Below are 26,479 nucleotides of genomic sequence, written 5' to 3'. Positions count from 1 at the left end.
CCCACCTGGGGAATTACCTCGGAGCTCGGCGTCGTTCTCCCGGCATGAACTCTGTACGGGAAACCCCTGACGTCCTGCGTTACACCGCCTTCTCCGACGATCCCGAGGGAGGCAATCCCGCCGGAATCGTTCTCGACGCCACGGGCCTCAGCGACGAGGAGATGCTGGCGATCGCCGCCGAAGTCGGATACAGCGAGAGCGCGTTCCTGACCGCGCCGTCCGAGGGAGCGGGATCCGGCGTGTCGGACGCCGGGCGCGCTTTCACCATCCGCTACTTCAGTCCCAAGGCGGAGGTGCCCTTCTGCGGTCACGCCACCGTCGCGACGGCCGTGGCTCTCGGCGAGCGCATCGGCCCCGGAGACCTGGTGTTCACCACGCGGGCCGGGACCGTGCCGGTCACCGTGACGCGGGAGGGCGGGGTCTTGCGAGCCACACTCACAAGCGTCGAGCCGCACGTCGAGGAGGTCGCGGCCGATGACCTGGCAGAGGCACTCGCCGCGCTCGACTGGCCGGCCGGCGACCTCGATCCCGCCCTGCCTCCCCGCATCGCCTTCGCGGGTGCCCGCCATCTGGTCCTTGCCGCCGCGAGCCGAGAGCGCCTGGCCCACCTGGCGTACGACTTCGCCCGCCTGGAGGCCCTCATGCACCGGCTCGACCTGGTGACGCTGGAGTTGGTCTGGCGCGCCTCTGCGGAGGTCTTCCACGTCCGCGCCCCGTTCCCGGTGGGGGGTGTGGTCGAGGACCCGGCGACAGGGGCGGCGGCCGCCGCCTTCGGCGCGTACGCCCGTGAGCTCGGACTCGTGCCCGAGGCGACGGTCCTCACCCTCCACCAAGGAGAGGACATGGGCCGCCCCGGCGTCCTGACGGTGGAACTGCGGGCGGGCGACCGGCGGATCAGGGTCGGCGGCGCAGGGACCCGCATCCCGGCCTGATCCACACCGACAGGCCCTCACCGATCAAGTTCGCTGACTACGTGCCTCGCCATGCGAGCACCTCGTTCCTGGCGGCTGCCATGCCGGGAACGAGGCGTGGTCACGGGGTTGCTGGGTCCGGCCTCCGGCAGCCGACATCATCACCGTCCCGGCAGAAGCCGGCCTCTCACCGCGGGAAGCGACCGCCCCAGGTGGACTCCTTGTGCCACCGGGCGGGTTCTGTCCGGATCCGGCCGACGAGGGGCGCATTCCGTGAACCTCTGACGCCTTCTCCAGGGCTCTCGCAGACCCCACGCGAACGGGGGACGACGCGGCGCGCGTCGTCCCCCGTAGGCCCTCCGGTTTCAGTTCCGGGTTCTCACCGAACCCGCGGCGGCACCCATATGCCGGTCCGGCGCGGCCGTGTCGGCGCGGACGGCCTCGGCGTCGGCGCCGCTGTGCCGTTCGGCCCACGACTCCAGCGCCGCCCGGCAGGCGTGGTCGAGGTGATGGACCCCGGCGAGGTCCAGTACCACCCGGCGGTTGCTGGGCAGGGCTTCCAGGCTGTCGAGTATCTGGGGCAGCCGCAGGAAGGTGACCGTGCCCTGGAGCCGCACGAGGACCGCGTCGCGTCCGTCGTCACTGTGCTCGATCCGCAGGTGAGAGGCCTCCCAGGCAGCCTTCGCGACCGACAGCACGAGACCGATCAGGACCCCCTCGAACATGCCGACCACGACGATCGCCGACGCCGTCGAAAGGAGGACGAGGGCCTCGCCCCGGTGGCGGCGCCAGAGCGTCAGGACGCCCTTGAACGGGATGAGCTTCCAGCCGGCATGCACGAGGATCCCGGCCAGTGCGGCCAGCGGGATGTACGCGAGTACGGCGGGCAGCAGAGCGACGAAGAGCAGCAGCCAGACACCGTGGAGGACCCGGGACGCCTTCGTCCGGGCGCCCGCCTCGACGTTGGCCGAGCTGCGCACGATGACCGCGGTGAGCGGCAGGGCGCCGAGCAGGCCGCACAGGGTGTTGCCCGCGCCCTGTGCGACGAGTTCCTTGTCGTAGTCCGTGCGCGTTCCCGTGTGAAGCCGGTCGACCGCCGCCGCACTGAACAGCGACTCGGCGGAGGCGATCAGGGCGAACGCGATGACCGTACCGAGGAGGGCCGGGTCGGCGAGGGAGGAGAGGGATTCGGCTCCCGGCAGGTGGACGGCATCCAGTACGCCGCTCACCCGCACGGTCTGCACCGGAAGGTCGAAGGCGGCGGTCGCGAGGGCGGCCAGGAGGACTGCGACCAGGGCGCCGGGCACCGCTCGGGCCCGGCGCGGCATCCGCCGCCAGCCGACGATGAGGAGGACGGTGCCGGCGCCGAGGGCGAGCGACACGAGGGCCGTGCTGCTGCCCAGGGTGTCGACCAGGGCGCCCGGCAGGCCGGCGAGCTTGTCGAGGCCGGACTCGGGGGCGGTGATGCCCGCCGCGGCGTAGAGCTGTCCGGCGATGATGACCAGGCCGATGCCCGCGAGCATGCCCTCGACGACGGAGAGGGAGATCGCACGGAACCAGCGGCCCCAGCGAAGGAGGCCCATGGCGATCTGCAGCAGGCCGGCCGCCAGCACGATGACGCCGAGCACGGGGAGCCCGAACGTGCGGACCGCCTCGAGGACGAGCACGGTGAGGCCGGCGGCCGGACCGGAGACCTGGAGGCTGCTGCCTCGCATCAGGCCGGTGACGATGCCGCCGACGATGCCGGTGATGAGGCCCAGTTCGGCGGGGACGCCGGAGGCGACGGCTACGCCGATACAGAGCGGGAGGGCGACGAGGAAGACGACGAGCGAGGCGGCGAAGTCCTGCCGTGGGAAAGGGAAGGAGCGCGGCATCCGGACGTCCTTCATCAGAGCGCCTCGAAGGCGTCGGACCCGGGGCGGTACTCCAGGACGGCGCCGGTGTGCACCTCGTAGTACCAGCCGTGCACGCGGAGGAGGCCGTCCGCCAGCCTCCGTTCGACGCACGGATAGGAGCGCAGGCGGAGCAGTTGGGCGAGGACGTGGCCGTGGACGGCGTCGGTGACGGCCGGATCGTCGGGGCGTCCTGGGGCTCCGTCGGGGGCGGCGTGGGCGAGCCAGTCCCGTACGGCGGGCACGGCGCTCAGGTCGTCGCCGCGGACGAGGGCGCCCACCGCGCCGCAGTGGGAGTGACCGCAGACGACGACGTCCTCGACACCGAGGACCTCTACGGCGTACTCGATCGTGGCGGCCTCCCCGCTGGGGTGGCCCGTGCCGTACGGGGGCACGATGCCGCCCGCCGTGCGCAGTTCGAAGAGCTGACCGGGCCGGGCGCCGGTGATCAGGGCGGGTACGACCCTGGAGTCGGAGCAGGTGACGAACAGGACGCCCGGAAACTGGCCCGCGGCATGCGGGGTGAACTCCTCAGGGCGCTGTCCGAATCGGCGGGCATTGTCGATGAGGGGCTGCATGAATGATTCCTCCTGGCGCGCGTGGGGCGCGTCGGGCTGACAGGTCGGCGCAAGGGCGTGCCGCCCTGTCAGCAGAGGAACACCTGGAGGACAGAGGAATCGTGGGCGGCGAGCGGTCTCGGCCGGGTGTCCGGGCCGCCGGCCGGCAGATCCGTGAACGGAGCGGCGCGGCTGACGAGCGGCGGCGGACCGGGAGGGCCCGCGGACGCGGTGACAGCTCGCCGCCGGTCACGGTGGCCGACGGATCCCCTGGGGGCATCGGCCTCGCCTTCCCCGGCGTGCACGGACTCGTACGTCACGACCGACGCGGCATGCTGGACGCGGGGCTGCTGAGGCTGGGAGGCGGGCCCGACAGGGGTGGGCAGGAGGCAGGTGCCAGAGACCAGGGCAAGGACGAGAAGGAGGGTCGCGCGCAGGGCCACCGACGTACGCACGAACGGCACCATGAACACTCTTCCCTCCCGTCACATCATCATCGGGATTTACCAAAGCAAGCCCAAGGGCAAGTCAATGAAGAGTAATGCGCCCATGTGGACAGCACCCTGCAACACCCTTGCCGTACGAGCGTTTTCGAATGGAATCAGCCTGATGTTGACGCGAACGGCAGCGTCGTCATCGGTCCGCGTCCCTGGCGTCCGTCAGGTCGGAGGCCGCCGGCACGCGTTCTTCATGGCCTGTGCGATCGACCACCCAGCGCGCGTCCGTCGGCCAGGACCCCGTATCAACGATCTGCTCCATGAGCCTGAACGCCTCACAGATGGGGACGGTGTCCTCATCCGGGTGCTCGTCGTCCTGCCCGAAGCCGGCGAGCGCCCGGACGAACTGGTCAGCCACGCCTCTGGCCGGCCGCTGTCGACCCTCGACCGAAGAGCCGCCACCACCACCGCGGACGACACAGGCACAGGGCTGCCGTCATCGATCGCCCAGGACTCGATCACGAGCACGACGATCTCACGGACGGATCCAAGAGACAGCACCTACAGTCGAGCCTGCTGTGAAAGTGCTGGTCACGAGCGGTCTGGCGTGCAGGGCGGCGTCGTTGTCAGTGATGTCGTGCATGATCGGCGCGTCAGTTCTTCTACGGGGACGGGAAGCGCCATGCCGATCACAAACCAGCAGGTAGCAGGGCACGCGTTCCTGCGGCAGATGTATGCGGACTCCTACTTCCCCGATCACGTCGTCGACCTGGGCAGGGCGATCCTGTTGCGGCTGTGCGAGCGGATGGAGGATGAGCAACCGTCGGATCTGGAGGCCCTGTATGCGCTCACTCAGGCCGCGACGGAGGAATTCAACCGTCTGGAGGCGGAGTTCGAGGCAGCCGGGAGTGAGATCGAGACGGTTGCGCGCGAGGTGATCGCTGAGGACTTCTGGTTTGTCGCGTCGGCATACGGGTTCACGGACGCCGATGTCGAGGAGCTGATCGCCACCCGGGAGTGGTGAGCGACGGCCGGAGGCGGGCAGAGCCATTCGTTGAGAGCTGCGATCAGGGTCGCCTCGTGGCGGACAGCGAGCTTGTCGTATCTCGTGGCGACCGCGCGGTGGTGCTTGAGGCGGTTGATGCCGCATTCCACGGTGTGGCGCTCCTGATAATCGACCCTGCCGAACTTCGGCGGACGGCCGCCGTGAGAGCCGAGCATCTTGCGGTCGCGCACCTGGTCGGCCTTCTCCGGGATGGTGCAGCCGATGCCGCGTCTGCGCGGGTAGGCACGGTTCCCGCCGTCGGGGTCGGTGTCGACGCCGGCGGGAGGCTCCTTCTGCAGCGCCCCTTTTCGTGCCCGGGGGATCTTCCTGCCGGACAGGTCCCAGAGGCCCTATTTGAGGGTGTGGGCGACCTCGTTGAGGTCGACCCCGCGGGTCAGTGGGGCCGGGCCGGCCGTGTACGTCGCGACGGGCGTGCCCGTCCCGTCCACCAGCAGCAGGCTCTCCGGATACCCGGACGCTCCGGTCAGCAGCAGGGTAGGCGGATTGCCGAGGCCGTCGGCGTACACCACCGACACGACCCCCTGAGCCGGTGGCTTCCCACCACTGTCCCCGGTCACATCCGAGGCGTCCATGATCCTCAACTCCGGGCTCTCCGACCCCGGCTTCTTCTCCGTCACGGCCACTCCTCACCTAGGAAGTAGGCAGTGTCCCGCACGAGCCCCCCTTCCGATCGGATGCAGCGCCACCTTCACCCAATCGGTTCAAGATCCGCCGGACGGGCCCTGTCAGCGCTCGTGTGAAAGTGGCTCCGGCAAGAATTTCGTAGGCGAAGATCATCTCGATGACACGATCGGCCGGTCCGCGTAGCGGCGGCGGAGGTGGGCGCTTCGAGCCACGCCGAAGGGCCAGCACTCCTTGCAGTTCCTCGTAGCCGCTCGTCTCGACTCGACTCGGTGGCGTCACGTCCCGGCATCGGCTCTGGACGGGGCGATCGCCCACGTCTCACAGGGATTGGGCAGCGGCATGGGCTGGGGCTCTTGAGCGGCCGAACCCGGGGGCGTGGCCTATGAGGGCCGAACAAGATCGGCCGCGCTGGGACTGGACACCGCTGCAGAGCGTCGGTCCCCTCCAGTTCGGCATGAATCCGCAGCAGGTGTCGAGCGCGTTGGACGAGGAGCCAACTGCCCGTCTCGGCCGGTGTCCCTTCGGGTCGCCCTGGGAAGGCACCGGGGAGTGGATCCTGCACCACGACCGGTTCGACCAAGCCGGCGTGACCGCTCACTATGCCTGCGGTCAGGGCCGGCTCCCCACCCTGGGCGCCGGCACCGTTGACGGGCTCGCCGGGTCGCAGGCGGAGTTCGAGGGCATCCGGCTGATCGGCATGCCGGTCCAGGCCGGGGACGCGTCCCTGATCGAGCAGTTGGAGGAGAGCGGGCTGGGCGTGGCCTTCGGCTGTGGACGAGATCCCGGTCCGACCGGCCTCAACATGCATGTACGAGCCACGCGAGCCGGCGACACCATGGTCAGCGGGGCGCGGTTCTGCCAAGCGGAGTGGGAGGACCACGGGTGACCCGCATGGCGGACCGTGCGCTCCAGCGCGTGCCACACGGTGCGGCCTACTCACGATCCGGCGCCCTTGAGGACCGCGGCCGTTCCCGGTTGTCGCCATCGGGTGGCCCCGGCACCCTGCTCGGCCGAGGCCGCTGAGGCTGAGCACATAGCCGGGGTCTGCCGCTGGTCTTGTGATGCCGGGCGGTTGATCGGCTTCTGTCCCCGTACTGTCACCGAACCCGATTGCGAACGCCATGCGGCGGCTGCCAGGGATGTTCGTGCACGCGGCTGCGCCACGGTGCTGAGAGCCGACGGCGCCGGCGCGGGAATCACGCGCAGTCGGGGTAGTCGGCGATGTGGCTGGTGTGCAGGGACGGCGCCGTCATCCCCCCGCTGCGTATCCCGTCGACGGCGCCGCGGTCCACGGCGCCACCTGAGTCGGCGCTTGCACCCTGCACCGCGCCGTCACTCACCAGAGCGCCAAGACCTTGTGGGCGGCCTGCGGCGGAGGCGAGGCGACAGTCGCCGACGTGCACGCTGTCCGGGACCACGTCGCCGCCCTTTTGGAGGTACGACAGTACGAGGCCCGGCTCGTCGGGCAGGGGTCGGCGGGCCGGGAGCTCGCGGAGGCACCCCAGTTCGGCGCTGATTCACCGCCCATCCGCTCCAGGTCTTGCAGCTGCACCCGGTGGAGGAACTGCAAATTCTCCAGCTGCGGGGACGACAACTCTCCGCACACGTGCTCGATTTCAAGAGTGGCGGGCTGCCGGGGCACGGTGTGGGTGACCCGCAGCCTCTGATTGGCCCGACGGAATCCGCACTTATCTGCTCAACGCCAACCGGTGTACCCGTCGGGGTGCCCTCCGCCGCCCTCGCCCCGCGTGAGGCCGTAAAGGATCAGCCCCAGCACGATCAGCGCGAGCAGCACGGTCCAGAACTTGTCTGGGAAATCTGGGGAACTCGGACGCCGTGGGGAAACGTCGCCCGGACTCTCGGTGTCGTGTTCCTCGTCGCTCATCCCCGCCCCCGTCCATCCATACTCATGGCACCGCGCCATGCGGCCGGAGTCAAGCCTCCCGGCGCCCCGGGGACCGATGCCGGTCGGTCGGCTGCTGTGTCACTTGCCGCGCGGTGGATCAGTAGTGATCCACGGTGCCGCCCAACGCCCGTCAGGTCATCGAGTTCGACCGCGCCGAGCTCGGCATCGAACTCCTTCGGTGACCAGGAGCCGTACGCGGCCAGCGCCTCACGAGGTTCGGCCAAGGTACGCATGGGCGGTGCAGAACCGACCGGGCTCGCATGCTCGGGTTGAGCGGTCACAAGGACCTCCCCGGGCTTGTCGTCACGTCCACCGCCCCGCGTACGTGGGCCACCGGCAGCGAGTCAGGTGCTCTCGACGGAGTCGTCGACCTCGACGTACGTGACGATCAGGATGCTCCCGAGCACGGTCGCGTAGAAGATCACGCGGATGCCGTCGCGCCGGTAGTCCCGCAGCGCCGACGCTGTGGCGTGCTGCTTCACGTCGGCCAGGGCCTCGGCGATCACACTGAGCGCCGCATCGAGGCGGGCGGCCTGCTCCACCGTCAGAGCACCCGCCTGCGTCTCGGCCGGCTCGATGAACACCATCCTCGGCCGCCGGCCGCGCGGGTGCTCAGGCAACTTCAGAGGCCTCGCTGCTCCGCTCGGGAAGGCCCCTCTCGGCCGGGACCCGGCACCCGTTGAGGTCGATGCCCTCGGCGGCGAGGTTCTCGAGGACGCACGCAAGCGCAGGGTTCCCGGGAAACTCGGCGCGCGCGGCTTCGCGAAGCTCACGCTGCTCGGCCTCGAAGACCAGGTGCGCCATCGGATCCTCCGGCAGTCGGGTACAGCCCGAGGCTAGCGCAGCAGACCGCCGCCGGGGACCAAGTCAGTCGGTCTTGGAGGACTCGCCCTGGGGCGGAACCACGGGCCTAACGGCGCCATCACCGGCAGCCGACTCCCTTCCCGACTGCTGCGCGTAGTACCGCTCCGCGAACCACCGCTCCGCCCTTCCCCGCATGGCTTCCTCGGTGTGCCTGCTCCCTGTGGCGTTTGCCGACAGCCGGCTCCACGGCGACCAACTCCCGCAATGGATCAAGGCGGTCCGCGCCGGCAACGTTCCCAGCCTGCATACCTTCGTCCACGGCCTCGAACGGGACCTCACCACATTCACTGCCGGCCTCACGCTGCCGTGGAGCTCCGGCGTCGTCGAAGGTCACGTCAACCGGATCAGAATGATCAAGCGTCAGATGTACGGCAGGGGGGCTTCGGCCTGCTGTGGAAGCGAGTGCCCCTTGCCTGAGCACAGTCGGAGGCAGAGGCCGCAGAGTCCTGAACCGGCGGACCCGGCCGGTGCCACACCGGCAAGCATCCGTGCGATCGGCCGACCGGGCCGGCCTCGCTCCCCGGCCGTCGGCGGTCCATGACGGGCCGCGGGCCGTCCTGACCGGAAAGCAGGGGACGCCGCGCCCGGAGAGCGTCGGAATGCCCGGGGAACCGGTCGTCTCCCTGCCGATCGTCGACGTGGATGTCCGCACCACCTGGCCCGATCCGCTCAGCGACCTTGTCGACCGGCTCGCCGGCCAGGCCCGTCGCGCAGATCACGCCCCGGAGTCACTCTGCTCACGAGAACGGGTTCTGGCCCCAGCCGGGCGAATCGCGCCGTGCATTCGGCCGGCACCTCTTCGCGAAGACGCTGCCGGACTCCGGCCTTGTGACAGTCCCGCAACCGCCTCCAGCACGTCAGCCGAACCGAATCCGGGGTCCTGAGGCGAGTGTTCCCACTGGATGCCGGTGTGCAGGACGAAGAGGATCCCGCACAGCACCTGCCGGTCCGGGAGCGGCTTGTGGCCTGGGTACCTGAACCGTCGTTCCTTCTTCGGCAGCAGCAGCTCGATCCACTCCCCCAGGTCATCCGACACGATCCAGGGCGAAGACCTCATTCCCGGACAACGTCCGCCGTACCGACCGGACACGGCTACCAGGACCGCTTCGCGGCATTGCGTTAGAGGTCCTAACAGAAGCCATTGATCATGTGACTGTCGGCTTGGTTGTTCGTTGGTCCGTTCGTGGCGAAGCGGAACACCCGGCCGTGGATCGTCTCGGACGAACTATGGCTGCTCATCGAGCCGTTGCTGCCGGTCCCAGCACCGAAGCTGGTGGCGGGACGGCCGCGCGTGCCTGACCGGCAGGCTCTGTGCGGGATCCTGTTCGTGCTGCACACCGGCATCCAGTGGGAGTACCTGCCCCAGGAGCTCGGCTTCGGATCCGGCATGACGTGCTGGCGGCGTCTTGCCGCGTGGAACGAGGCCGGAGTGTGGGACCGACTCCACGCCGTCCTGCTGAAGAAGCTGCGGTCGGCCAAGCAGTTGGACTGGTCCCGGGCGGTGATCGACTCCAGCCACGTCCGGGCCGCCCGCAGGGGCCCAAAAGCGGTCCCAGCCCGGTCGACCGAGCACGGCCGGGCAGCAAGCACCACGTCCTCGTCGACGGGCAGGGCATCCCGCTCGCCGTGTCGCTGACCGGCGGAAACCGCAACGATGTCACCCAGCTGATGCCCCTGCTCGCGAAGATCCCGTCCGTCGGCCTGGTCGGCCGGCCCAGGCGACGACCAGACACGCTGCTGGCCGACCGGGGCTACGACCACGACAAATACCGCCGCCTGGTCTGGGCCCGGGGCATCAAACCGGTGATCGCCCGACGCGGCGTCCCGCACGGCTCCGGCCTCGGCGTCCACCGCTGGGTCGTCGAACGCACGATTGCCTGGCTGCCTGGCTGCCTGGCTGCATGGCTTCAGGCGTCTACGCGTCCGCTGGGAACGACGCGACGACATCCCTGAAGCCTTCCTCGGCCTCGCCACATGCCTCATCACCCACCGACACGTCCAACGCCTTTGTTAGGACCTCTTAGGCCTTCCAAACCGTGAGGACGCCGAGGCCCCGCCGGAATCCTGCGGGGAGGCTCCGGTCGCGGTGGCGAAGAGCAGCATGAAGGCGAGAGCGAAGCCGATGAGGAGGATGCCGGGCAGCCGGTGGTGGCGTAGGGGCCGCCGGCCTCGACGCCGGTCAGGAGCGTAAGGCCGACCGACGCGACCGCCAGGCGCGGCGCGATCAGGCCGCGGGGCGGCGGCCGGTGCTGCAGGCGGGCCGAGACCTGGGCGGAGGCGTTCCTGCCGTCGGCGGCAGGCCGGGCCGATCCGGGCCGGGGCGGGGCGGGGCGGGGCGGGGCGGCCGAGGGCAACCACGCGACCACATCGTCGGCCCGCCCGGCGTACTCGCGGGACCGTTCGCCCCGAGCGGTCTGCCCGGCGCCAGGGCCCGATACTCAGCCGTGACCTGCGGAAAGATCCACGACGGGTTTCCGCCGGTTTCGTCGTCACGCGCACAGGATCGTCACCGAACCGACATACCGAGCGGTCGGAAACCCCCTTACGCAGGAGCTATACCCATGAGTAACGTACGCGGACCACCAGCGCCACCCGCCCGTCCCCCGGGGCGGCAAGGAGCAAGATCGATGTCGTACCACCAGCCTTTCCCCGGCCCACCGCCCGTACCCCAGCACCACAATGCCGGGCGGCACCGCCAAGAGGCGGCGTCGCAGTCCTGGGAGGGTGGATCGCCGTCCTGGGACACCGATCCACAGGCAGCCTGGGACTCGCCCCCGCGAGCGTGGGACTCCTCGCCGCAGGGCTGGGACTCCGCGCAGCAGCCCTGGAGCGCGTCCCCGCAGCCGCAGCAGCCCGCCGCCACCGGCGATCGTGATGATCTGCACCGGCTCGGATCGGCTTACCGCAGGCTCCGCCGTGTCGCCACCTTCACCGCGCTCGGCTACTTCGTCATCTTCCTTTTCCTGTCCGGCTACGCCCCCTCGATGATGACCAGCACCATCACCGGTGGTCTCACCACCGGTCTGGTCCTGGGGCTCCTCCAGCTGCCCGTGGCGCTGGCTGCGATCGCGCTGTACGAGCGGATCGCGCGCAAGAACGTCGACCCGCTCGCCGCGGCGATCCGGGAGCGCGCCGAGCAGGCAGCCGCGGCGGCCGAGCCCCGGCCAGAACGCGTGAGCCGCTCCGGACGTCCCGTGTGGCAGCAGCCCACCGGAGGTACGCGCGCATGACCAGCTTCAGCTCCGAGGCCCAGACCATGTCGCTGATGGCGTTCATCGCGGTCATCACCGTCACGCTGCTGCTGTGCGTGATGACCGGCCCCGATCGTGACGACCTGGGTGATTTCTACACCGGCTACCGCTCGCTCTCCCCCGTGCAGAGCGGCCTCGCGATCGCCGGCGACTACATCTCCGCCGGCACCGTGCTCGGCACCATCGGCATCATCGCGCTCGTCGGCTACGACGGCGTCACGCTCGCCCTCAGCACCGTGCTCTCGCTGGTCCTGATGATGTTCCTGCTCGCCGAACCGCTGCGTAACGCCGGCCGGTTCACGATCGGCGACGTCTTCACCCGGCGCCTGCCCGGCCCCGCCGTGCGGATCACCACGGCAGCGGTCACCCTGACCGCACTGCTGCCGCTGGTGATCTTCCAGCTCGCGGGCGCCGGCGATCTCCTCTCCGTCGTCCTCGGCTTCGACGCCGACGGCTTCAAGACCGGGGCGATCGTGTTCCTGGGCCTGCTGATGATCGCGTACGCGGCGATCGGCGGCATGAAGGGCACCGCCTTCATCCAGATCGTCAAGACCGTCACCCTGCTCGGCGCGTCCCTCGCGATCGCCGCGCTCATCCTCAACCGCTTCGACTTCAGCCTGCCCTCCCTGCTGGACGCCGCCAAGCACGGCAGCGGGGCCGGAGACTCCTATCTCGCCTCCGGTCTGCAGTTCGGCGGCAACGAACTCGACATGATCAGCACTCAGTTGACGGTCGTGCTCGGCGCCGCGGTGCTGCCGCAGATCACCATGCGCATGTTCACCGCGCGCAGCGCGGCAGCCGTGCGGCGCTCGATGTCCTGGGCCGTGTCCACCGTCGTCGTGACCTGTCTGCTGATCGCCGTGATCGGATTCGGCGCGGCGGCGATCGTCGGCCACCAGGGGATCGTCGCCGGCGACCCGCAGGGCAAGACAGCGTTCCTCATGGTCAGCCAGGCCGTCATGGGCACGGACCAGACGACCGTCGAGACACTGCTGTTCACGGCCGTGGCGACCGCCATCTTCCTCACCCTGCTGGCCTCCGTCGCCGGGATCACCCTCGCCTGCGCCAACACCCTGGCGCACGACCTCATCACGCACGGTCTGCGCCGCAAGGCGCAGCTGAAGGGCTCCACAGAGATGGCCATCGCCCGGACCGCCGCGGCGGGCGTCGGGCTCGTGGCGATCGCTATCGCCGCCGGTGCACGGCATCTGAACCTTCAGGCACTGCTCACCCTGTCGTTCTGCATCGGCGCGTCCGCGGTCGCACCGGCCCTCATCTACAGCCTCTTCTGGCGGCGCTACTCCCGTACGGGACTGCTCTGCACCCTCATCGTCGGCAGCGTCTCCGCGTTCATCCTCATGACCGGCAGCAACCTGGTGTCGGGATCGCCCCAGGCGATCTTCCCGGACCAGGACTTCAACTGGTTCCCGTTCACCACGTCGGGCATCCTCTCGGCCCCGCTGGGCTTCCTCGCGGGCTGGCTCGGCACGGTGCTCAACGAACGTGACCCGGCCGACCAGCGCATGCAGTACGAAGCGGTGGAGGAGACGATCCTGGCCGGCACACCCGCGGCGAACAGCGCCTCCGCGTCCTGACGCGCACGTCCCGACGAAACGGCGCCCGGCCTGAACTTCCAGGCCGGGCGCTCCTCCACCACTCCCTCTGCTGCCCGTTACGCGCCGTCGGCGCGTAACGGACCTGCGGTCCTCGCGGTCGGCACGACCGCCGTCGCCACGCCGGCAGCCGGGCCGAAACCGGCATACACACACAGGGGCCATGCCGAGCCCACCCCCGGGGAACGGTCGGCCGCTCGCGACGCCATGACTCACCAACGCCTGGGCAGACACCGGTTACCACACCAAGGCCATCGACCACGGCGCCCGCCTCGGCATCGACCTCGAAGTCGTCCACCGGGATCCCGGTCAGAAGGGCTTCAAGGTGATTCCGCGGCGCTGGGTCGTGGAGCGAACGTTCGGCTGACTCATGCACCACCGCCGCCTCGCCCTCGACTACGAACCCAACCGCACCGTTCCGAAGCCATGATCGAGCTGGCGATGGTCGACCTGATAGGCCGCCGGCTGACCAGGGAATCTACGCCGAACTGGCGTTACGCCTGAACCCCGAGTGCGTCAATGGAACGGGTGGAGGCGCTGGATCGGACCGGGAGGAGCGAAGCTCACCCCATTCTCGTCGAGTGCGTTGAACACGGTCGCGCGACCCGTCTCGAAGGCGAAACTGATGTCGATGTTTCCCTCAGCGGCGTCCCCACCTGTCCATTCGAGCAGTTCGGCCCCCATGAGCGGCAGCCCCCGCAGAGCCTGCAGCCCCGGAAGAGGTTCGGGCCGCCACTGGAGGTCGAAGCCGGGCCACCGGACTGGACGGGTGGGGTCGATCATGTTCCACGTGAGGGATAGATCGCCCAGCTTCTGATGGTTGATTTCGACCTGCTGGCCATCGAAGTCGAACAGCACCGGGCAGTCGCAGAACCACTCGTCATCCCTGAGGTCCCAGACCATCCAGACTCGCGTGAGATTGCGGCCAGCAAGACCACGCAGACGATGCCCGTGTTCCTGTACGACGCCACCACGGCTGTCCAACCATGCCGGTTGGTAGCCCGCGATGCCGAAATCGAACATGACCTCATCTTGCCAGAGGCGCCATTCCTCGAATCAAAGCAGCCCCGAGCGGCGACCGACCGTCGACTTCTCAAACAGCCCTGCTGGGACAAAACACTCTTTAAGGTGCGGTGTATTCGCCAGGTCGTGGAGTGGATTCCGGCGGCGCGCGACCGCGCCTGGCATCCGCGATGGGGACACGATCATCCCGACCGCGCCGGACTCCAGTTTGGCGCCTGGCGCAACCAAGGAAGAGATGTTCGCCGCTCTGCGTCGTGCGCAGCGCCCCGCTACCTCGAACGGGCGGCCTGCCCTGCCCGGTTTCCCTCGACGTGTACGTAGTCCGCCCGTCCGAGGAAAGCCTCCTGCGACGCAACTCTCAGGAGAGCGGGACCGTCATCGGCCAGGCCTCGCGGGTCACAAGGTCGAGGACGAGTGCCGCGATGTTCCACGCGTCGTCCTCGCCGCTGTGGTGGCGGCCTTCGAGGGGCAGGTCGGCGATGCGCAGGGCGTAGGCCATGCCGGGCCTCTTGCGGAGCCCGTGGGCATCAGCGAACACGGCCTTGGCATTGGTGTGGGTGCGGTCCGTCGGGTACCCGAAGGGGTACGGGACCCCGTCGGCCTGGCACTGCCGGGCGAACTGCCGGCGGTCGTACTCGCCCCAGCTGGCCCAAGGGCGTACCCCGGCCTCGTACTCGTCGGAGAGAATCCGGCATGCCTCGGCGAAGGTGACACCCTGGTCCACCTCTGCCTGGGTCAGGCCGGTCAGTGCGGTGCAGAAGTCGCTCACCGTCGACCGGGCCGGGCGGACCAGGATGCGGTGGCGGGACACGCGCCGGCGGGCCGGCAGGTCCACGACGGTGAGGCCGATCTCGATGATCTCGTTGACGGACCCGGGGGGCGGTTGTCCGTCCCAGCAGGTGGCTTCCACGTCGATGATGTTCAGCAGGGCGGATTTATGGTGCATGGGGGCGAGGGTAGGGATGTGAGGCGGTTGCGGCACCTGAGTTTCCGGCTGCCTCATTGCCTCCATCAACATCAACGGCCTTTGCGCGCACGGGCCTTCCGTCTCTTTGCCGGCGTGCTTCCCGGAAGCCTCCACACGACCTCGACGCCCTGCACCTGATGACGGGGGATGGCGGCATGGTGAGGTGCAGGAAGGAGAGGAAGCGACCGTCCTTCGGTGTTCCGGCGGGGATTCTTCTGATGGTCACGTCCACGGGCTGGGTTGCCGGCTTCCGCACCGTGGAAGGCGGAATGGTGTGCGGGCGTCTGGACCTGCCGGTCCATGCCGACCCGCAGGACGCAGGCGCCGGGCTTCGTGGCTCCCACGGCAACGTCGGATGCCGGATCACGGGGACGGATTCCGGCCCGGATTTCCGAAGTCCCTGACGGCCCCGCCGTCAGTGGGTAGCGTCTGCTCTCAAGATCCGGCTGTGGCGTGAGGTCGGCCGGGCGGTCGCGAACGCAGAGAGTGAGTACAGATGTTGACTGTGGAGACGTCTCTGAAGGAGGCGATGACCTCGATCGAGGGGAGTCTGGGGGTGGCGCTCGTCGACTACACGAGCGGCATGGCGCTGGGAACCCTGGGCGGGGGCAAGGACCTCGACCTGTCGGTGGCCGCGGCGGCGAACACCGACGTGATCCGCGCGAAGGTCCGCGCGATGGAGATGCTGGACCTCAGGGACGAAATCGAGGACGTGCTGATCACCCTCGGGAGCCAGTACCACCTCATCCGGCTGCTGGGCGGTCGTGGGGGCAACGGTCTGTTCCTGTACCTCGTGCTGGACAAGGCACGGGCGAATCTGGCCATGGCCAGGCACCAGCTGAAGCGCATAGAGGCGGAACTGGAGCTCTAGTCCTTCCCTCTTGCCACCGGCTTCGTGCGCCCATGAGTTGAAAGATTCTTCAACTCGACACATCTGAAAGTGATCAGCCGGGGGGCGTGCCGGAGCCGGGAGGCGGGAGAATGACAGGAGCTGGGCATGGAGAGACCGGCAGGTCTGGCCGGTAGCCCTTGGATGCGTCGTACCCGGGCGGGAGTGTTGTCACATGCAGGTGCCGCTGTACCAGGCGAAGGCGGAGTTCTTCCGCATGCTCGGACACCCCGCCCGGATCCGCGTACTCGAACTGCTCCAGAACGGACCGGTACCCGTACGCGATCTTCTGAACGAGATCGACATCGAGCCGTCCAACCTGTCCCAGCAGCTCGCCGTTCTCCGCCGGTCCGGCATCGTCGTGTCCGTCCGTGACGGCTCGACCGTCAATTACGCACTCGCCGGCGGCGACGTGGCGGACCTGCTGCGCGCCGCGCGGCGCATCCTCACCGAAATGCTCGCCGGACAGACCGAGTTGCTTGCCGAACTCCGGGACACCGACACGGCGGTACAGGCGAGTCCGCCCCGGCGATGACCGAGCCTGCCGGCGTCTGGCCCCCGTCGCGATCACCGCACGGCCCGGGGCATCACGTGTGGTGATCGTCTCGATGTGTGACACCGACGCCGACACGCTGCCCACCGTCGACTTTGGCGTAGCCGGCTTTGGCGCAGCCGGCTGCCTCCTCAAAGACACCCACCCGGGGACCTGGCCACCGCAGGTCGCACCGGCGCCATCGGCCCCACCACCCTGGCACCGGCCGCCGCGGACCGGCTGATGAATCGCCTGCGCACCCCGGGTACAGCCATGACCCACCGCGAGCGCGCAGTCCTTGCCTTGGTCGCCGATGGCCTGTCCGACCAGGCCATCGGCGCCCGCCCACACCTCACCGAAGGAACCCCGTCGAGTCCCCACCGGCCCGCACCGACGTCAAGCTCGGTGTCGGCTCGCGCACCACCGCCGGCGCCACCGGACTCGGCCTGTTCCGACGCCAGTAGGCTCCGCACCCGCACAGCCTGGCCCATTCCCCCCCGGTTGCCCGCCCGAGTCCGGACGACATCCCCCCTGATCACCGGGCGGAAGGCAGCGCGCTCACCGGGACCCTGTCACGAATCGGCGACATCCAGCACGTCCACCATGCGGTTCAGCCTGCCGCGCGCACGTGCCAAGTGGGCCCGGGGCAGACGGATCTCGGCGGTGGCCCTGGAGGCGTCCGCCACTCCGTAGGACAGGGCCAGCACGGGCATGCTGCTCAACGTAGCGGCGATCCGGCCCAGCGCTCCGCGGCTGTCGCGGAGCGCCACGCTGAGCGTGCACGCCGCATCGTCCCGGTCCAGCTCGCCTGTACGCGAGGTGGGGCAAGGGTGTGCATCTGCTCCGCGGCGAGCGCGCAGGAGCCCGTAGGTGAGGGCCTCCTGAAGTGCTTCGCAGGACGCGGCGAGCAGGTTGTCCGCGACGCCGACCGTGGACCACTCACCGTGGCCGTCGCTGGTGGTGACCAGGACGCGGGTCGTGGACGCGGTGCCGTGGCGGCCCTCCAGGATGCGGACCTTGTAGTCGACCAGCTCGAACGAAGACACTGCCGGGTACTTCGACCACAGCGCCTGGCGCATCGCCCGGTCGAGGGCGTTGACCGGGCCGTTGCCCTCGGCGGTCGCGACGATCCGCTCGCCCTGGGCGCGGAGTTTCACCGTCGCCTCAGCCTGGCGCGGCACGCCGGGCACATCCTCCGTGATCACCCGCCACGAATCCAGCTCGAAACAGCTCTCCGTGCTGCCCTCGACCTCGCCACGCAGCAGCAGTTCGAAGGAGGCGTCGGCGGCCTCGTACGTGTAGCCCTGGAGCTCGCGCTCCTTGACCCGCTCGACGACGCGGGCGACGAGGGCGCGGTCGTCGCCGAGGTCGACGCCGAGCTCCTTGCCCTTGAGTTCGATCGAGGCGCGGCCGGCCATGTCGGAGACGAGCATCCGCATGGTGTTGCCGACGAGCTCGGGGTCGATGTGCTGGTAGAGGTCGGGGTCGACCTTGATCGCGGAGGCGTGGAGACCGGCCTTGTGCGCGAAGGCGGAGACGCCGACGTACGGCTGGTGCGTGGAGGGCGTGAGGTTGACGACCTCGGCGATGGCGTGCGAGATCCGGGTCATCTCGGCGAGCGCGCCGTCGGGGAGGACCTTCTTGCCGTACTTGAGCTCCAGGGCCGCGACGACGGGGAAGAGGTTGGCGTTGCCGACCCGCTCGCCGTAGCCGTTGGCGGTGCACTGCACGTGGGTGGCGCCCGCGTCGACGGCGGCCAGGGTGTTGGCGACGGCGCAGCCGGTGTCGTCCTGGGCGTGGATGCCCAGGCGGGCGCCGGTGTCGGCGATGACGGTGGAGACGACGGCCTGGATCTGGGCGGGGAGCATGCCGCCGTTCGTGTCGCAGAGGATGACGACTTCGGCGCCGGCCTCGTGCGCGGAGCGGACGACGGCCTTGGCGTAGTCGGGGTTGGCCTTGTAGCCGTCGAAGAAGTGCTCCATGTCGACGAAGACCCGGCGGCCCTGGGAGGTCAGGTGGGCGACGGTGTCGCGGACCATCTCCAGGTTCTCCTCCAGCGTCGTGCGCAGCGCGAGCTCGACGTGCCGGTCGTGCGACTTGGCGACGAGGCAGATCACCGGGGCGCCGGAGTCGAGCAGCGCCTTGACCTGCGGGTCCTCGGCGGCCCGGGTGCCGGGGCGGCGCGTGGCGCCGAAAGCGACGAGCTGCGCGTTCTTCAGGCGGAGCTGTTTCCGCGCGCGGGCGAAGAATTCGGTGTCACGTGGGTTGGCCCCTGGCCAGCCGCCCTCGATGAAGCCCACGCCGAAGTCGTCCAGGTGCTGGGCGATGGTCAGCTTGTCCGCGACGGTGAGGTTGATGCCCTCGCGCTGGGCACCGTCGCGCAGCGTGGTGTCGAAGACGTGAAAGACGTCGTGTGTCATGGCGGGCGTTTCCTGTCCAGGTCTGCCGGGCCCGGTAGGGCCACTGCGTCAGGGCTGCTGATGAAGAAAACAAAAAAGACCCCTCGCGGAATGCGAGAGGTCTGCGTGCGGGCGGTGAGCCGCCTTGGAGGATCGCCCCCAGGTCAGTCCGGTGCCGGCACGCTGGCGCTAATAATGAGCTGGCGCTGCATGACGGGCATTCTCACACGAGCCGGCCACCACAGAGAGGCCATCTCAGTATCTGGTCAGACCGTCCAGGATGACTGTCAGGCTTCCCCGCCTCATCGAATGTCGCGGCATGGCCCACGTACCGAGGCCATGGCTTCGGCGCGGCGCCCCTCTCGCAGACGTCCCGGAGCAAGGGCCAGGTCCCCTGCACAGGCCGGCCGGGCCGCTCGCAGCGTTTCGACCGGCGCGGACGCCCGGGACTGGGTGGGGTGAAGCTCACTGTCCCGCGGGCGGGCGATCAGGCTCTGGTCTCGCCTTCGACCTGCTCTCCGCAGTCGGGGAGGCTCTGTCCGAAGGAAGCACCCCTGGTCCAGAACGGGCCGGGCGCCATCCGCCCATGAGGGAGACCGCAGTGAGCGCGCGCCCTGTCCTGAGCGGCGAACGGGCCGCCTCGTGCATCAGAGCACCCCGCCTGCGGCCAGGCGCTCAGCGTCGCAGGGCCCACTTCTGTACGGACTCCAAAGGGCCGGTGGAGAAGCGGCGCAGCCAGAGGGTGGACGCTGCCATGAGCACGAGGCACACCGCCGCCCACAGCCCCATCACCCACCACGGGTGGGCCGTGTCCCCAAGCCGCGCGGCGAGACCGAACCCGATGCCGTACGAGGCGACGACGCACAGCACGTTCTGCAGGACGTATCCCGACAGGGCGGTGCGGCCGACGTTGGTGAGGCCGATCGTGAGTGGTCCGGGGCGGCGCACGCGATCCAGTGCGGCACCGATCAGACCGATGTAGCCGATGGCGACCAGCGGCCCCGCGCAGTAGCGACCCACCAGGAAGTACGACTCGCCGCCGATGGCCGTCAGCACGGTGAGCGGGATGCCGAGTCCCAGGCCCCAGACGAGCATCCGGCTCCGGATGCGCCGGCCGGTGTCGTCGGCACCGAACGCGCCCGCCCGCAGCAGCCGAACGCCGAGGAGGAAGAGGAACACGAGAAGGCCGAAGGAGAGGATCGGCTCGATGCGCATCGCGATCATGTTCTCCAGTCGGAAGGAGATCTGCTCCAGGTAGCTGCCCTCCGCGTAGAGGTCGACGACCTGCTGGGACACTGCATCCGCCGTTCCCTTGTCCTCCCCGTCGTCGGGTGCGGCGGCCAGTGCCACGGTCAGCAGACCCATCAGGGCCAGGTGCAGTCCGGCCGCCCACCACATGACGCGTTCTCGCGTCCGTTCGGAGCGGGTCAGGACGTGCGCCACGACCAGGGCGGTGACCGCGTACCCCATCAGCACGTCCCAGGCGAAGACGAGCACGAAGTGCAGGGCGCCTTCGACGAACAGGAAGAGGGCCCGCCACCTGTAGCGGCCGGGCCAAGGTTGTCCGCGCCTGGCGGCGGAGTCGTACTGGATGGCCAGGCCGGCGCCGAAGAGGATGGTCAGCATCGAGAGGAACTTTCCGTCCGCAAGGAACCGGAAGGCGCTCTCGGCCGCGGCCGGAAGAGATCCGAAGCCCGTTCCGCCGGTGCCACCCGATTGCAGAACGCCCCACTCGGAACCGGGCCCGGTGAAGATCCAGACATTGGTCATGAGCGTGCCGAGGATCGCGGCGCCGCGCAGGACGTCGAGCAGTGTCAGTCTGCCCCCGGTGGCGACGCGCGCGCTCTTGGCGGCGACTTCCGACGCGGGAGCAGCAGCGGGCCTCGAGCGAGGCGAACCCGCCGGCGCCGAGGGGCCATTGAGCGGTAACTCGGTCATGCTCCCATCGTCGAGGTTCGCGGTTCGGAGCTCGACGTGATCACGGACGAGCCCGCTCTCCATCGAACGGCGTACGAGGAGCCACGGGATGTCATCCTCACGGGCGACCGCAGCGGTCGCAGTATCAAGCCCGTGACGCAGTGGTCGCCGCTGACGTACCGGCCCCGCCCTCATCGCGTGCTCCGGGGCGGGAAGAGCGGTGCGGACATCGCCGGCAGGGCGTCGGACACTGCCGCGCGGTGGACGAACTCCCCAGCCTTCGGTGTCCATGTCGCCTACACAGAGCGCGCCGGAACTCTCCGCGCTCACCGCCCTGTCGGCACCTGGCCGCACAAGACGGGCCACAAGTGTGGCTACGCCATGGATCTCGCCGCCCTGCGGCGCCCTCCCAGCAGCTGGCGCACCCTGCGCCTGGACGCCGGCCACGGTTCGCCCGACCCCGCCGCCGCGGCGGCCTACTTCACCGAAGTCGGGTTGCACGGCTCGCTCTGGGGCCTGCCCGACCGGGACCCCCGCCCGGCGTGAAAGACCAGCCGGAACGCTGCATGTGTGCGTGAACTGCCCCTGACTGACTGCTTGTTGATCAGCGCCTGAGGGTTGCGATCAAGTGAGGATCGTTCAACAATCCTTTTGTGCCATCAAGTTGGACGGCCATGGTTGCGACGGGGCAGGGGTGCGCCGAGACGAGGGGGCGGACGTGAGCAGGCATCCGTACGGATCACGGGGCAAGGCGTTGTGGTGGACGGCCGGGGTGGGGCTATTGGCGATCCTGGCCACGTTCTTCGGGGTCCGGGCCGCGACGGGGGGCGAGGAGCGAGACTGCTCGGTTCAGCTCACCGTGAACTCGTCCACGGAGAAGGCGGAGCTCCTCGCCGACCTCGCCGAGGAGTACGGGCACGCGAGACGCGAGTTCGGCGGGGGCGAGTGTGCCGACGTGAGGGTTCTGGAGCAGAGCTCGGGTGTGGCGATGGAGGCGCTGGCGGCCGGATGGGACGAGAAGCGTGACGGTATGCCCGAGCCGCAGGTGTGGACGCCGAGTTCGTCCCTGTGGCTGACGCTCCTCACCGGCAAGGCCACTGCCGCCGACCGGTCCGTGACGGTGGCCGAGCCTGTGTCGCTGGCCACCAGTCCGCTGGTCATCGGTATGCCGCGGCCGATGGCGCAGGCGCTCGGCTGGCCGGACAGGCAGGTCGGCTGGAAGGACGTCCTCTCACTCACCAAGAAGGGCTGGGGTGCTTTCGGGCATCCCGAGTGGGGGGCCTTCCACCTGGGGAAGGACAACCCTCGCACCTCCACCTCGGGTCTCGCCTCCACCGTCGCCGCCTTCTACGCCGCGACGGGCCGCTCGGGCGATCTGACGGAGGCCGACGTCCGGGATCCGAAGGCCCGGGAGTTCGTGGCGGGCGTCGAGTCCGGGGTCCTGCACTACGCATCCGACGCGACGGTCTACATGTCCAACCTCGCCGAGGCCGACGCCGCCGGCACGGCACTCTCGTACACCAGCGCCGTGCCCGTCCAGGAGCAGCTGCTCCACCTGTACAACCAGGGCAGCCCCACGGGCGATCCGGAACGCATCGGCAAGGGCAGGAAGCCAACTGTCCCGCTGGTGGCGGTGCATCCGGCCGACGGCACGCTCATGATGGACCACCCGTTCATCGTGCTGCCCTCCGCCACTGACCGGCAGAAGGCCGCGGCCGCCGACTTCCAGGACTTCCTCCTGGAGAAGTCTCAGCAGAGGCGCTTTCAGCAGCTCGGGTTCCGCGACCACCAAGGCACGGCGGGCGCGGAGCTGGCCGCGTCGGTCGGACTGCGGCCCGCGGAGAAGCTCACGCCGATCGACCCGCCGGCCCCCGCCGTCCTGGGGCGGATCCTCGACAGCTGGGACGACCTGCGCAAGAAGGCCCGCGTCGTCATGATCATGGATGTGTCCGGCTCCATGAACCAGCCCGCCGGAGAGGGACGCAGCCGCCTGGAGGCGGCCAAATCCGCCGCCGTCAAGGCACTCGACCTTTACCACCCCGACGACGAGGTCGGACTGTGGGCCTTCTCCACCGAGACCGGAGGACAGGCGGAGCCGTACCGCCAGATCCTCCCACCGCGCCGCATCGCCGACGGGAAGGCGGGGCTCGTCCGAGCCATCGGCGGACTGCACGCGGAGGGCGGCACGGCGCTCTACTCGACCGTCCGCGCCGCGCAGCGCGCCGTGCTCGCCGAGCTCGACACCGACCGGATCAACGCCGTCGTCCTGCTCACGGACGGCAGGAACGAGTACCCGGCCGACAACGACCTCGACAGCCTGCTGCGCGACATCGACGCGAAGAACCTGGAGCGCTCCGTCCGCGTCTTCACCGTCGCCTTCAGCGAGCAGGCCGACTTCACCGTCCTGCAGAAGATCGCCAAGGCCTCCAAAGCGGATGCGTACGACGCCCGCGACCCGGCCGTCATCGACAAGGTGATGCGCTCCGTCATCAGCAACTTCTGACATCCCGAACGGAATGATCACCATGACCGGACGCGTCCGAAACCCCCGGTCCGCCGCCGCCGCCGCGGGAGCCGTCCTGGGCGCGGCCGGAGCAGCGACGGCCGTCCTGGCCGGAGCCGCGCTCTGGAGCGTCCCCCTGATCGGCCTCACGATCGGCGTCCTCACCTGGGGCACCCACACGGCGGTGACCTACCTCGACGGCGCCTCGACCCAGGCACCGGCACCGGGCGCGCCGTGGTCCGCCAGGGGGGCCGCGCCCTCGGCCGAGGCGCCGCCCGGCGGTCACCGGCCGGTGCCGGCCGACACACGCCCCTGGCTGACCCGGGCGTCCGCTGCATCGGCCAAACTGGACCGCCACCGCCGTGACGCCACCGACCCGACCCTCGCCCAAGCCCTCGCGAACGCCTCCGAGAACATCCGCTCCGCGGTGGACCAGCTGCGCGCCCGCGCGGCCGCCGTGGGCGTCATCGACGCCACCACCGCGGGCACCGACCGTGAGGCACTGCGCCGCGACGAACACCGGCTGAAGAAGGAGGCCACCGCGGCTGCCCCCGGCCCGGTCCGGGAAGCCAAACTCGCCTCCGCACGCGCCGTCGCCGAACGGCGGGACTCCCTGACCCGCCTCGCGGACCTCAGGGACCACATGACAGCGACCCTCGAGACCACGGCCCTGCGCCTGGAAGCGGCCGCCGAACGCGGCTCCATGATGGTCTCCCTCAGAGCCGCCGACGAAGCGGGCACCCGCCCTCTCGACCTGACGGCCCTCGGCGACGAACTCGAAGCCGTCCAGGCAGGCCTGGACAGACTCGACGAGATCACCCGTCTCCTGCGCGACGAGGGCACCACTCCGTGAGGCCCGCTCCCCCTCCTGCCCGTGACGGAAGGAAGCCCACATGGCCAGACTCGACGACGACCAGCTGAAGCGGAAGGACCGCACCTGGAGGACGGCGAGCTGGACCGCCTTCGGCGCGTTCCTGGCCGCACTGGTCTTCTCGGCCGCCGAGGTGTTCCCGGCGGCCATCCTCTTCCTCATCGTCTGCTTCGGTTCCGTGTTCGTCCGCACGGTGGCCGGCAGGGCCGTCAACGAGGAACTGCTCACCCGCGCACAGGAGAGCCGCCGGCGGTCGTGAGGCCCCGCGCCTCAGCCGCCGTCCGGGGACGGCTCGCCCAGAGGTCCCCTTGGGTGTGCCCACCTGACAGGCGTACGTGCAGGCACGCTGTCGCTGTGGGGAGCCGGCGAGCATGCGGTGACGTGCCCGCGGGCGACGGTGCGGATGAGGCCGTCGTCCTCGCCGTACGGCTCGGAGTGCCCAAGGGGGTCTTCCTGCGCGTCGACGAGGCAGACAGCGAGGTCCTGGCGGGCCTCGTCGGGAAGCTGCTTGTAGATGTCGAAGACGTCGGCGGGGAAGTGGAGCCGGTAGGTCACGCGGCGCCCCGGCCGGGCTCGCGGTCGGGGCGGTGGCCGGCGTCGCGCAGGACATCACCGGTGTGGTCGACCGTCGTGTCACCGGGCACGGTAGCGCCGGCGTGCTGGGCGCGGGCGGCGGCGATGCGGGGAGCGGCGGCCAGGAGAGTGTCGGCGGCCGCGGCCCACCGGTCGAGGACCGCGGGGAGCTCGCCGATCGGGGTGAGGTTCACGTCCGCGAGGAGCTGCTGCCTCGAGGCCGAGTGCGGCAGGGCGTGGTGGAGCCTGTCCACCGTCCACGTCTCACGTGCCGTCACGTCTGCCTCCCCGGGGCGTCGTTCCTTGTCGCTTGCCAGCGTACGCGGCCGTGCGCGGTCCGTGGTCCACGCCGCGTATCGGCGCCTACGATCCGACCGAGCAGTACGAACGTGCGGCTGCGGGAGCCGGTGTAGCGGATCTCGGCAGATGCCTCGTCCACTGCGAACGGCTCATGCTGCGCACGGTGGTGTATGCGCTGGTCCGACGTGGCCAGGGCATGTTCGTGATGGTGACGTACCCACCCTCGTCGCCGTGATGGTGGGTGGTCAGGTGCGGCAGGTGGAGGTTCGAGTCGGTCGGCCGGGCGAGGTCGCGGGCGCGGCGCTCGAGGTGGCCGCTGCCGGTCTTGGTCATGCTCGGCTCCGCAGCGGGATCCCACGCTTCCCGCCGGACGCCGGACGCCGGACGCCGGACGTCGGACGCCGGACGCCGGACGTCGGACGCCGGACGTCGGACGCCGGACGCCGGACGTCATAGGAAGGCACTGCCGGGCAGGACGATGCATCAGCTGTGCTGCGAGGGACCCGGTATCGGTTCTTGTCCGGCGGCGCCGCCCTCGTACTGCGTGGGCGCGGGGCGACAGTGGAAACGGCAACTCCACGCCCGGCGGCGCGACTCCTCGTACAGAGCGTCCAAGAGTGCACCGCGCCGGGCGGAATTCTGCTGCGGCATGCAGAGAGCGCGAAGAAGCATCCGCCGTGCCTCTATGGCAGGCCCCTCCCGTCACCCCACCGCCGACGGATCCGTCAGATACCGCTGCACGGTCGGCCCCAGCCAGGCCACGATCTCCTCACGGGGCATGTCCACCGCACGCGGCAGCCGCAGCACATAGCGGGCGAGCGCCATGCCCAGGATCTGGGAGGCGACGAGCGACGCGCGGTCCGCGGCCTCGGCGGGGTCGGGGCAGACACCTGCCGCGATCGGCCCCAGCTGCTCCCTGAAGATCGTCCGCATGCGCTCCGCGCCGGCCTCGTTCGTGACGCCGACCCGCAGCAGCGCGGTGAGCACCTCGTCCTGCTCCCAGCGGTCGAGGAAGTGGGTGACGAGCACGGCCCCGATGTCCCGCGCGGGCAGCGCGCCGACCTCGGGCAGCCGCAGGTCGAACTCGGAGGCGGCGGCGAACAGGCCCTCTTTGTTGCCGTAGTAGCGCATCACCATCGACGGGTCGATCCCGGCGTCCCGGGCGATGGCCCGGATGGTGGCGCGCTCGTAGCCGTCGGCGGCGAAGCGCTCGCGGGCCGCGTCCAGGATCGCAGCGCGGGTGGCATCGGAACGGCGTGGTGCGGTCATCATGCCAACGACTGTAGGCCAACAGGTGTTGACATGCCAGTCGGAGCGCGGCATGGTTGCCTACGAGCGTTGACCAACAAGCGTTGGCATAACACAACCGCGAGCCGGCACCGCC

Annotated in this window: 25 protein-coding genes and 5 pseudogenes; 14 read left to right on the top strand and 16 right to left on the bottom strand. The window is 69.8% G+C overall.

What is annotated here, in order from left to right; translation table 11 throughout:
- Positions 1–44: 44 nt before the first annotated feature.
- Entirely contained in the window at positions 45–932 is an 888-nt protein-coding gene (locus tag DEJ46_RS38605; protein ID WP_150273872.1) for a PhzF family phenazine biosynthesis protein, read from the top strand.
- A 344-nt stretch (positions 933–1,276) separates the two neighbouring features.
- On the opposite strand, the gene DEJ46_RS38600 is transcribed toward DEJ46_RS38605, so the two are convergent.
- The 3 genes from DEJ46_RS38600 to DEJ46_RS38590 form a co-directional block, all read right to left on the bottom strand.
- On the bottom strand, positions 1,277–2,785 hold the full coding sequence (locus DEJ46_RS38600) for a SulP family inorganic anion transporter (protein WP_150273870.1): 1,509 nt from the start codon (positions 2,783–2,785) through the stop codon (positions 1,277–1,279).
- Between the two features lie 14 nt (positions 2,786–2,799).
- Positions 2,800–3,381 (bottom strand): carbonic anhydrase, encoded by a 582-nt coding sequence (locus tag DEJ46_RS38595; RefSeq protein ID WP_150273868.1) that lies wholly within the window; start codon positions 3,379–3,381, stop codon positions 2,800–2,802.
- 68 nt (positions 3,382–3,449) lie between these two features.
- A complete protein-coding gene (locus tag DEJ46_RS38590; RefSeq protein ID WP_150273866.1) occupies positions 3,450–3,827 on the bottom strand; it encodes a hypothetical protein in 378 nt (125 codons plus the stop codon).
- 652 nt (positions 3,828–4,479) lie between these two features.
- Here DEJ46_RS38590 and DEJ46_RS38580 point away from each other — a divergent pair.
- Positions 4,480–4,821: a DUF5713 family protein gene (locus tag DEJ46_RS38580; protein ID WP_150273864.1), complete on the top strand. Its 342-nt coding sequence runs from the start codon at positions 4,480–4,482 to the stop codon at positions 4,819–4,821.
- Positions 4,822–5,192: 371 nt separating this feature from the next.
- Here the strand turns inward: DEJ46_RS38580 and DEJ46_RS38570 are convergent, their stop codons facing one another.
- Positions 5,193–5,480 carry a hypothetical protein gene (locus DEJ46_RS38570; RefSeq protein WP_150273862.1) on the bottom strand — a complete coding sequence of 96 codons (288 nt, stop codon included), beginning with the start codon at positions 5,478–5,480 and terminating at the stop codon, positions 5,193–5,195.
- A gap of 593 nt (positions 5,481–6,073) precedes the next feature.
- Here DEJ46_RS38570 and DEJ46_RS38565 point away from each other — a divergent pair.
- The gene (locus DEJ46_RS38565) at positions 6,074–6,373 is read left to right on the top strand and encodes a hypothetical protein (RefSeq protein WP_150273860.1); all 300 of its coding nucleotides are present in this window, start codon (positions 6,074–6,076) and stop codon (positions 6,371–6,373) included.
- An 810-nt stretch (positions 6,374–7,183) separates the two neighbouring features.
- Here the strand turns inward: DEJ46_RS38565 and DEJ46_RS38560 are convergent.
- From DEJ46_RS38560 to DEJ46_RS38540, 4 genes and pseudogenes are all read right to left on the bottom strand, one after another.
- Positions 7,184–7,372 carry a hypothetical protein gene (locus DEJ46_RS38560; RefSeq protein ID WP_150273858.1) on the bottom strand — a complete coding sequence of 63 codons (189 nt, stop codon included), beginning with the start codon at positions 7,370–7,372 and terminating at the stop codon, positions 7,184–7,186.
- Between the two features lie 365 nt (positions 7,373–7,737).
- Positions 7,738–7,980: a hypothetical protein gene (locus DEJ46_RS38555; RefSeq protein ID WP_150273857.1), complete on the bottom strand. Its 243-nt coding sequence runs from the start codon at positions 7,978–7,980 to the stop codon at positions 7,738–7,740.
- A 25-nt stretch (positions 7,981–8,005) separates the two neighbouring features.
- Positions 8,006–8,197, bottom strand: a complete 192-nt coding sequence (locus tag DEJ46_RS38550) for a hypothetical protein (protein WP_150273855.1) — start codon at positions 8,195–8,197, stop codon at positions 8,006–8,008.
- A gap of 861 nt (positions 8,198–9,058) precedes the next feature.
- Positions 9,059–9,314 (bottom strand): annotated as a pseudogene (locus DEJ46_RS38540) (transposase); the annotation flags it as partial.
- A 153-nt stretch (positions 9,315–9,467) separates the two neighbouring features.
- Between DEJ46_RS38540 and DEJ46_RS38535 the strand changes: the two are divergent.
- From DEJ46_RS38535 to DEJ46_RS40375, 4 genes and pseudogenes are all read left to right on the top strand, one after another.
- Positions 9,468–10,271: pseudogene (locus tag DEJ46_RS38535) on the top strand (IS5 family transposase).
- Between the two features lie 613 nt (positions 10,272–10,884).
- Positions 10,885–11,487: a DUF485 domain-containing protein gene (locus DEJ46_RS38530; protein ID WP_150273850.1), complete on the top strand. Its 603-nt coding sequence runs from the start codon at positions 10,885–10,887 to the stop codon at positions 11,485–11,487.
- Positions 11,484–13,103 (top strand): cation acetate symporter, encoded by a 1,620-nt coding sequence (locus DEJ46_RS38525; RefSeq protein WP_150273848.1) that lies wholly within the window; start codon positions 11,484–11,486, stop codon positions 13,101–13,103. Before DEJ46_RS38530 ends, DEJ46_RS38525 begins: the two co-directional genes overlap by 4 nt.
- Positions 13,104–13,332: 229 nt before the next feature.
- A pseudogene (locus DEJ46_RS40375) lies at positions 13,333–13,625 on the top strand (transposase); the annotation flags it as partial.
- A gap of 12 nt (positions 13,626–13,637) precedes the next feature.
- Here the strand turns inward: DEJ46_RS40375 and DEJ46_RS38515 are convergent.
- Together DEJ46_RS38515 and DEJ46_RS38510 are read right to left on the bottom strand one after the other, a co-directional pair.
- Positions 13,638–14,144, bottom strand: a complete 507-nt coding sequence (locus DEJ46_RS38515; protein ID WP_150273846.1) for a hypothetical protein — start codon at positions 14,142–14,144, stop codon at positions 13,638–13,640.
- A gap of 358 nt (positions 14,145–14,502) precedes the next feature.
- Positions 14,503–15,090 carry a 3'-5' exonuclease gene (locus DEJ46_RS38510; protein ID WP_150273845.1) on the bottom strand — a complete coding sequence of 196 codons (588 nt, stop codon included), beginning with the start codon at positions 15,088–15,090 and terminating at the stop codon, positions 14,503–14,505.
- A 517-nt stretch (positions 15,091–15,607) separates the two neighbouring features.
- Here DEJ46_RS38510 and DEJ46_RS38505 point away from each other — a divergent pair.
- From DEJ46_RS38505 to DEJ46_RS40370, 3 genes and pseudogenes are all read left to right on the top strand, one after another.
- Entirely contained in the window at positions 15,608–15,982 is a 375-nt protein-coding gene (locus DEJ46_RS38505; protein WP_150273843.1) for a hypothetical protein, read from the top strand.
- 193 nt (positions 15,983–16,175) lie between these two features.
- Positions 16,176–16,535 (top strand): ArsR/SmtB family transcription factor, encoded by a 360-nt coding sequence (locus tag DEJ46_RS38500; RefSeq protein ID WP_150273841.1) that lies wholly within the window; start codon positions 16,176–16,178, stop codon positions 16,533–16,535.
- A gap of 19 nt (positions 16,536–16,554) precedes the next feature.
- Positions 16,555–16,996: pseudogene (locus DEJ46_RS40370) on the top strand (LuxR C-terminal-related transcriptional regulator); the annotation flags it as partial.
- Between the two features lie 387 nt (positions 16,997–17,383).
- Here DEJ46_RS40370 and cimA read toward each other — a convergent pair.
- A pseudogene (cimA, locus tag DEJ46_RS38490) lies at positions 17,384–18,952 on the bottom strand (citramalate synthase); the annotation flags it as partial.
- A 654-nt stretch (positions 18,953–19,606) separates the two neighbouring features.
- Positions 19,607–20,869, bottom strand: coding sequence for a DUF418 domain-containing protein (locus DEJ46_RS38485; RefSeq protein ID WP_190623112.1), 1,263 nt, complete (start codon positions 20,867–20,869; stop codon positions 19,607–19,609).
- A 360-nt stretch (positions 20,870–21,229) separates the two neighbouring features.
- Here DEJ46_RS38485 and DEJ46_RS39440 point away from each other — a divergent pair, with 360 nt between their 5' ends.
- The 4 genes from DEJ46_RS39440 to DEJ46_RS38470 all read left to right on the top strand — a co-directional run bounded on the left by DEJ46_RS39440 (position 21,230) and on the right by DEJ46_RS38470 (position 24,481).
- A complete protein-coding gene (locus tag DEJ46_RS39440; protein ID WP_190623109.1) occupies positions 21,230–21,394 on the top strand; it encodes a hypothetical protein in 165 nt (54 codons plus the stop codon).
- Positions 21,395–21,566: 172 nt separating this feature from the next.
- Positions 21,567–23,351 (top strand): vWA domain-containing protein, encoded by a 1,785-nt coding sequence (locus DEJ46_RS38480; protein WP_190623106.1) that lies wholly within the window; start codon positions 21,567–21,569, stop codon positions 23,349–23,351.
- 22 nt (positions 23,352–23,373) lie between these two features.
- Positions 23,374–24,204 carry a hypothetical protein gene (locus tag DEJ46_RS38475; RefSeq protein WP_150273836.1) on the top strand — a complete coding sequence of 277 codons (831 nt, stop codon included), beginning with the start codon at positions 23,374–23,376 and terminating at the stop codon, positions 24,202–24,204.
- A gap of 40 nt (positions 24,205–24,244) precedes the next feature.
- On the top strand, positions 24,245–24,481 hold the full coding sequence (locus tag DEJ46_RS38470; protein ID WP_150273835.1) for a hypothetical protein: 237 nt from the start codon (positions 24,245–24,247) through the stop codon (positions 24,479–24,481).
- Positions 24,482–24,492: 11 nt separating this feature from the next.
- Here the strand turns inward: DEJ46_RS38470 and DEJ46_RS40365 are convergent, their stop codons facing one another.
- From DEJ46_RS40365 to DEJ46_RS38445, 4 genes are all read right to left on the bottom strand, one after another.
- Positions 24,493–24,777 (bottom strand): hypothetical protein, encoded by a 285-nt coding sequence (locus DEJ46_RS40365; RefSeq protein ID WP_223835409.1) that lies wholly within the window; start codon positions 24,775–24,777, stop codon positions 24,493–24,495.
- The gene (locus tag DEJ46_RS38460) at positions 24,774–25,073 is read right to left on the bottom strand and encodes a hypothetical protein (RefSeq protein ID WP_150273833.1); all 300 of its coding nucleotides are present in this window, start codon (positions 25,071–25,073) and stop codon (positions 24,774–24,776) included. Before DEJ46_RS38460 ends, DEJ46_RS40365 begins: the two co-directional genes overlap by 4 nt.
- A gap of 85 nt (positions 25,074–25,158) precedes the next feature.
- On the bottom strand, positions 25,159–25,428 hold the full coding sequence (locus DEJ46_RS38455) for a hypothetical protein (RefSeq protein WP_150273832.1): 270 nt from the start codon (positions 25,426–25,428) through the stop codon (positions 25,159–25,161).
- A gap of 369 nt (positions 25,429–25,797) precedes the next feature.
- A complete protein-coding gene (locus DEJ46_RS38445) occupies positions 25,798–26,364 on the bottom strand; it encodes a TetR family transcriptional regulator (protein ID WP_150275171.1) in 567 nt (188 codons plus the stop codon).
- Between the last annotated feature and the right edge of the window lie 115 nt (positions 26,365–26,479).

This window comes from Streptomyces venezuelae, assembly GCF_008642375.1.
In the GTDB taxonomy this organism is placed as follows: domain Bacteria; phylum Actinomycetota; class Actinomycetes; order Streptomycetales; family Streptomycetaceae; genus Streptomyces; species Streptomyces venezuelae_G.
The sequence above is the reverse complement of the archived record's forward strand: the minus strand, read 5'-3'. Positions and strand labels throughout refer to the sequence as shown.

Bases quoted from the DNA above. Each gene is read 5' to 3' on its own strand.
- DEJ46_RS38605 (WP_150273872.1), top strand. From the start codon at position 45: ATGAACTCTGTACGGGAAACCCCTGACGTCCTGCGTTACACCGCCTTC.
- DEJ46_RS38600 (WP_150273870.1), bottom strand. From the start codon at position 2,785: ATGCCGCGCTCCTTCCCTTTCCCACGGCAGGACTTCGCCGCCTCGCTC.
- DEJ46_RS38595 (WP_150273868.1), bottom strand. From the start codon at position 3,381: ATGCAGCCCCTCATCGACAATGCCCGCCGATTCGGACAGCGCCCTGAG.
- DEJ46_RS38590 (WP_150273866.1), bottom strand. From the start codon at position 3,827: ATGGTGCCGTTCGTGCGTACGTCGGTGGCCCTGCGCGCGACCCTCCTT.
- DEJ46_RS38580 (WP_150273864.1), top strand. From the start codon at position 4,480: ATGCCGATCACAAACCAGCAGGTAGCAGGGCACGCGTTCCTGCGGCAG.
- DEJ46_RS38560 (WP_150273858.1), bottom strand. From the start codon at position 7,372: ATGAGCGACGAGGAACACGACACCGAGAGTCCGGGCGACGTTTCCCCA.
- DEJ46_RS38555 (WP_150273857.1), bottom strand. From the start codon at position 7,980: ATGGTGTTCATCGAGCCGGCCGAGACGCAGGCGGGTGCTCTGACGGTG.
- DEJ46_RS38550 (WP_150273855.1), bottom strand. From the start codon at position 8,197: ATGGCGCACCTGGTCTTCGAGGCCGAGCAGCGTGAGCTTCGCGAAGCC.
- DEJ46_RS38530 (WP_150273850.1), top strand. From the start codon at position 10,885: ATGTCGTACCACCAGCCTTTCCCCGGCCCACCGCCCGTACCCCAGCAC.
- DEJ46_RS38525 (WP_150273848.1), top strand. From the start codon at position 11,484: ATGACCAGCTTCAGCTCCGAGGCCCAGACCATGTCGCTGATGGCGTTC.
- DEJ46_RS38515 (WP_150273846.1), bottom strand. From the start codon at position 14,144: ATGTTCGATTTCGGCATCGCGGGCTACCAACCGGCATGGTTGGACAGC.
- DEJ46_RS38510 (WP_150273845.1), bottom strand. From the start codon at position 15,090: ATGCACCATAAATCCGCCCTGCTGAACATCATCGACGTGGAAGCCACC.
- DEJ46_RS38505 (WP_150273843.1), top strand. From the start codon at position 15,608: ATGTTGACTGTGGAGACGTCTCTGAAGGAGGCGATGACCTCGATCGAG.
- DEJ46_RS38500 (WP_150273841.1), top strand. From the start codon at position 16,176: ATGCAGGTGCCGCTGTACCAGGCGAAGGCGGAGTTCTTCCGCATGCTC.
- DEJ46_RS38485 (WP_190623112.1), bottom strand. From the start codon at position 20,869: ATGACCGAGTTACCGCTCAATGGCCCCTCGGCGCCGGCGGGTTCGCCT.
- DEJ46_RS39440 (WP_190623109.1), top strand. From the start codon at position 21,230: ATGGATCTCGCCGCCCTGCGGCGCCCTCCCAGCAGCTGGCGCACCCTG.
- DEJ46_RS38475 (WP_150273836.1), top strand. From the start codon at position 23,374: ATGACCGGACGCGTCCGAAACCCCCGGTCCGCCGCCGCCGCCGCGGGA.
- DEJ46_RS38470 (WP_150273835.1), top strand. From the start codon at position 24,245: ATGGCCAGACTCGACGACGACCAGCTGAAGCGGAAGGACCGCACCTGG.
- DEJ46_RS38455 (WP_150273832.1), bottom strand. From the start codon at position 25,428: ATGACCAAGACCGGCAGCGGCCACCTCGAGCGCCGCGCCCGCGACCTC.
- DEJ46_RS38445 (WP_150275171.1), bottom strand. From the start codon at position 26,364: ATGACCGCACCACGCCGTTCCGATGCCACCCGCGCTGCGATCCTGGAC.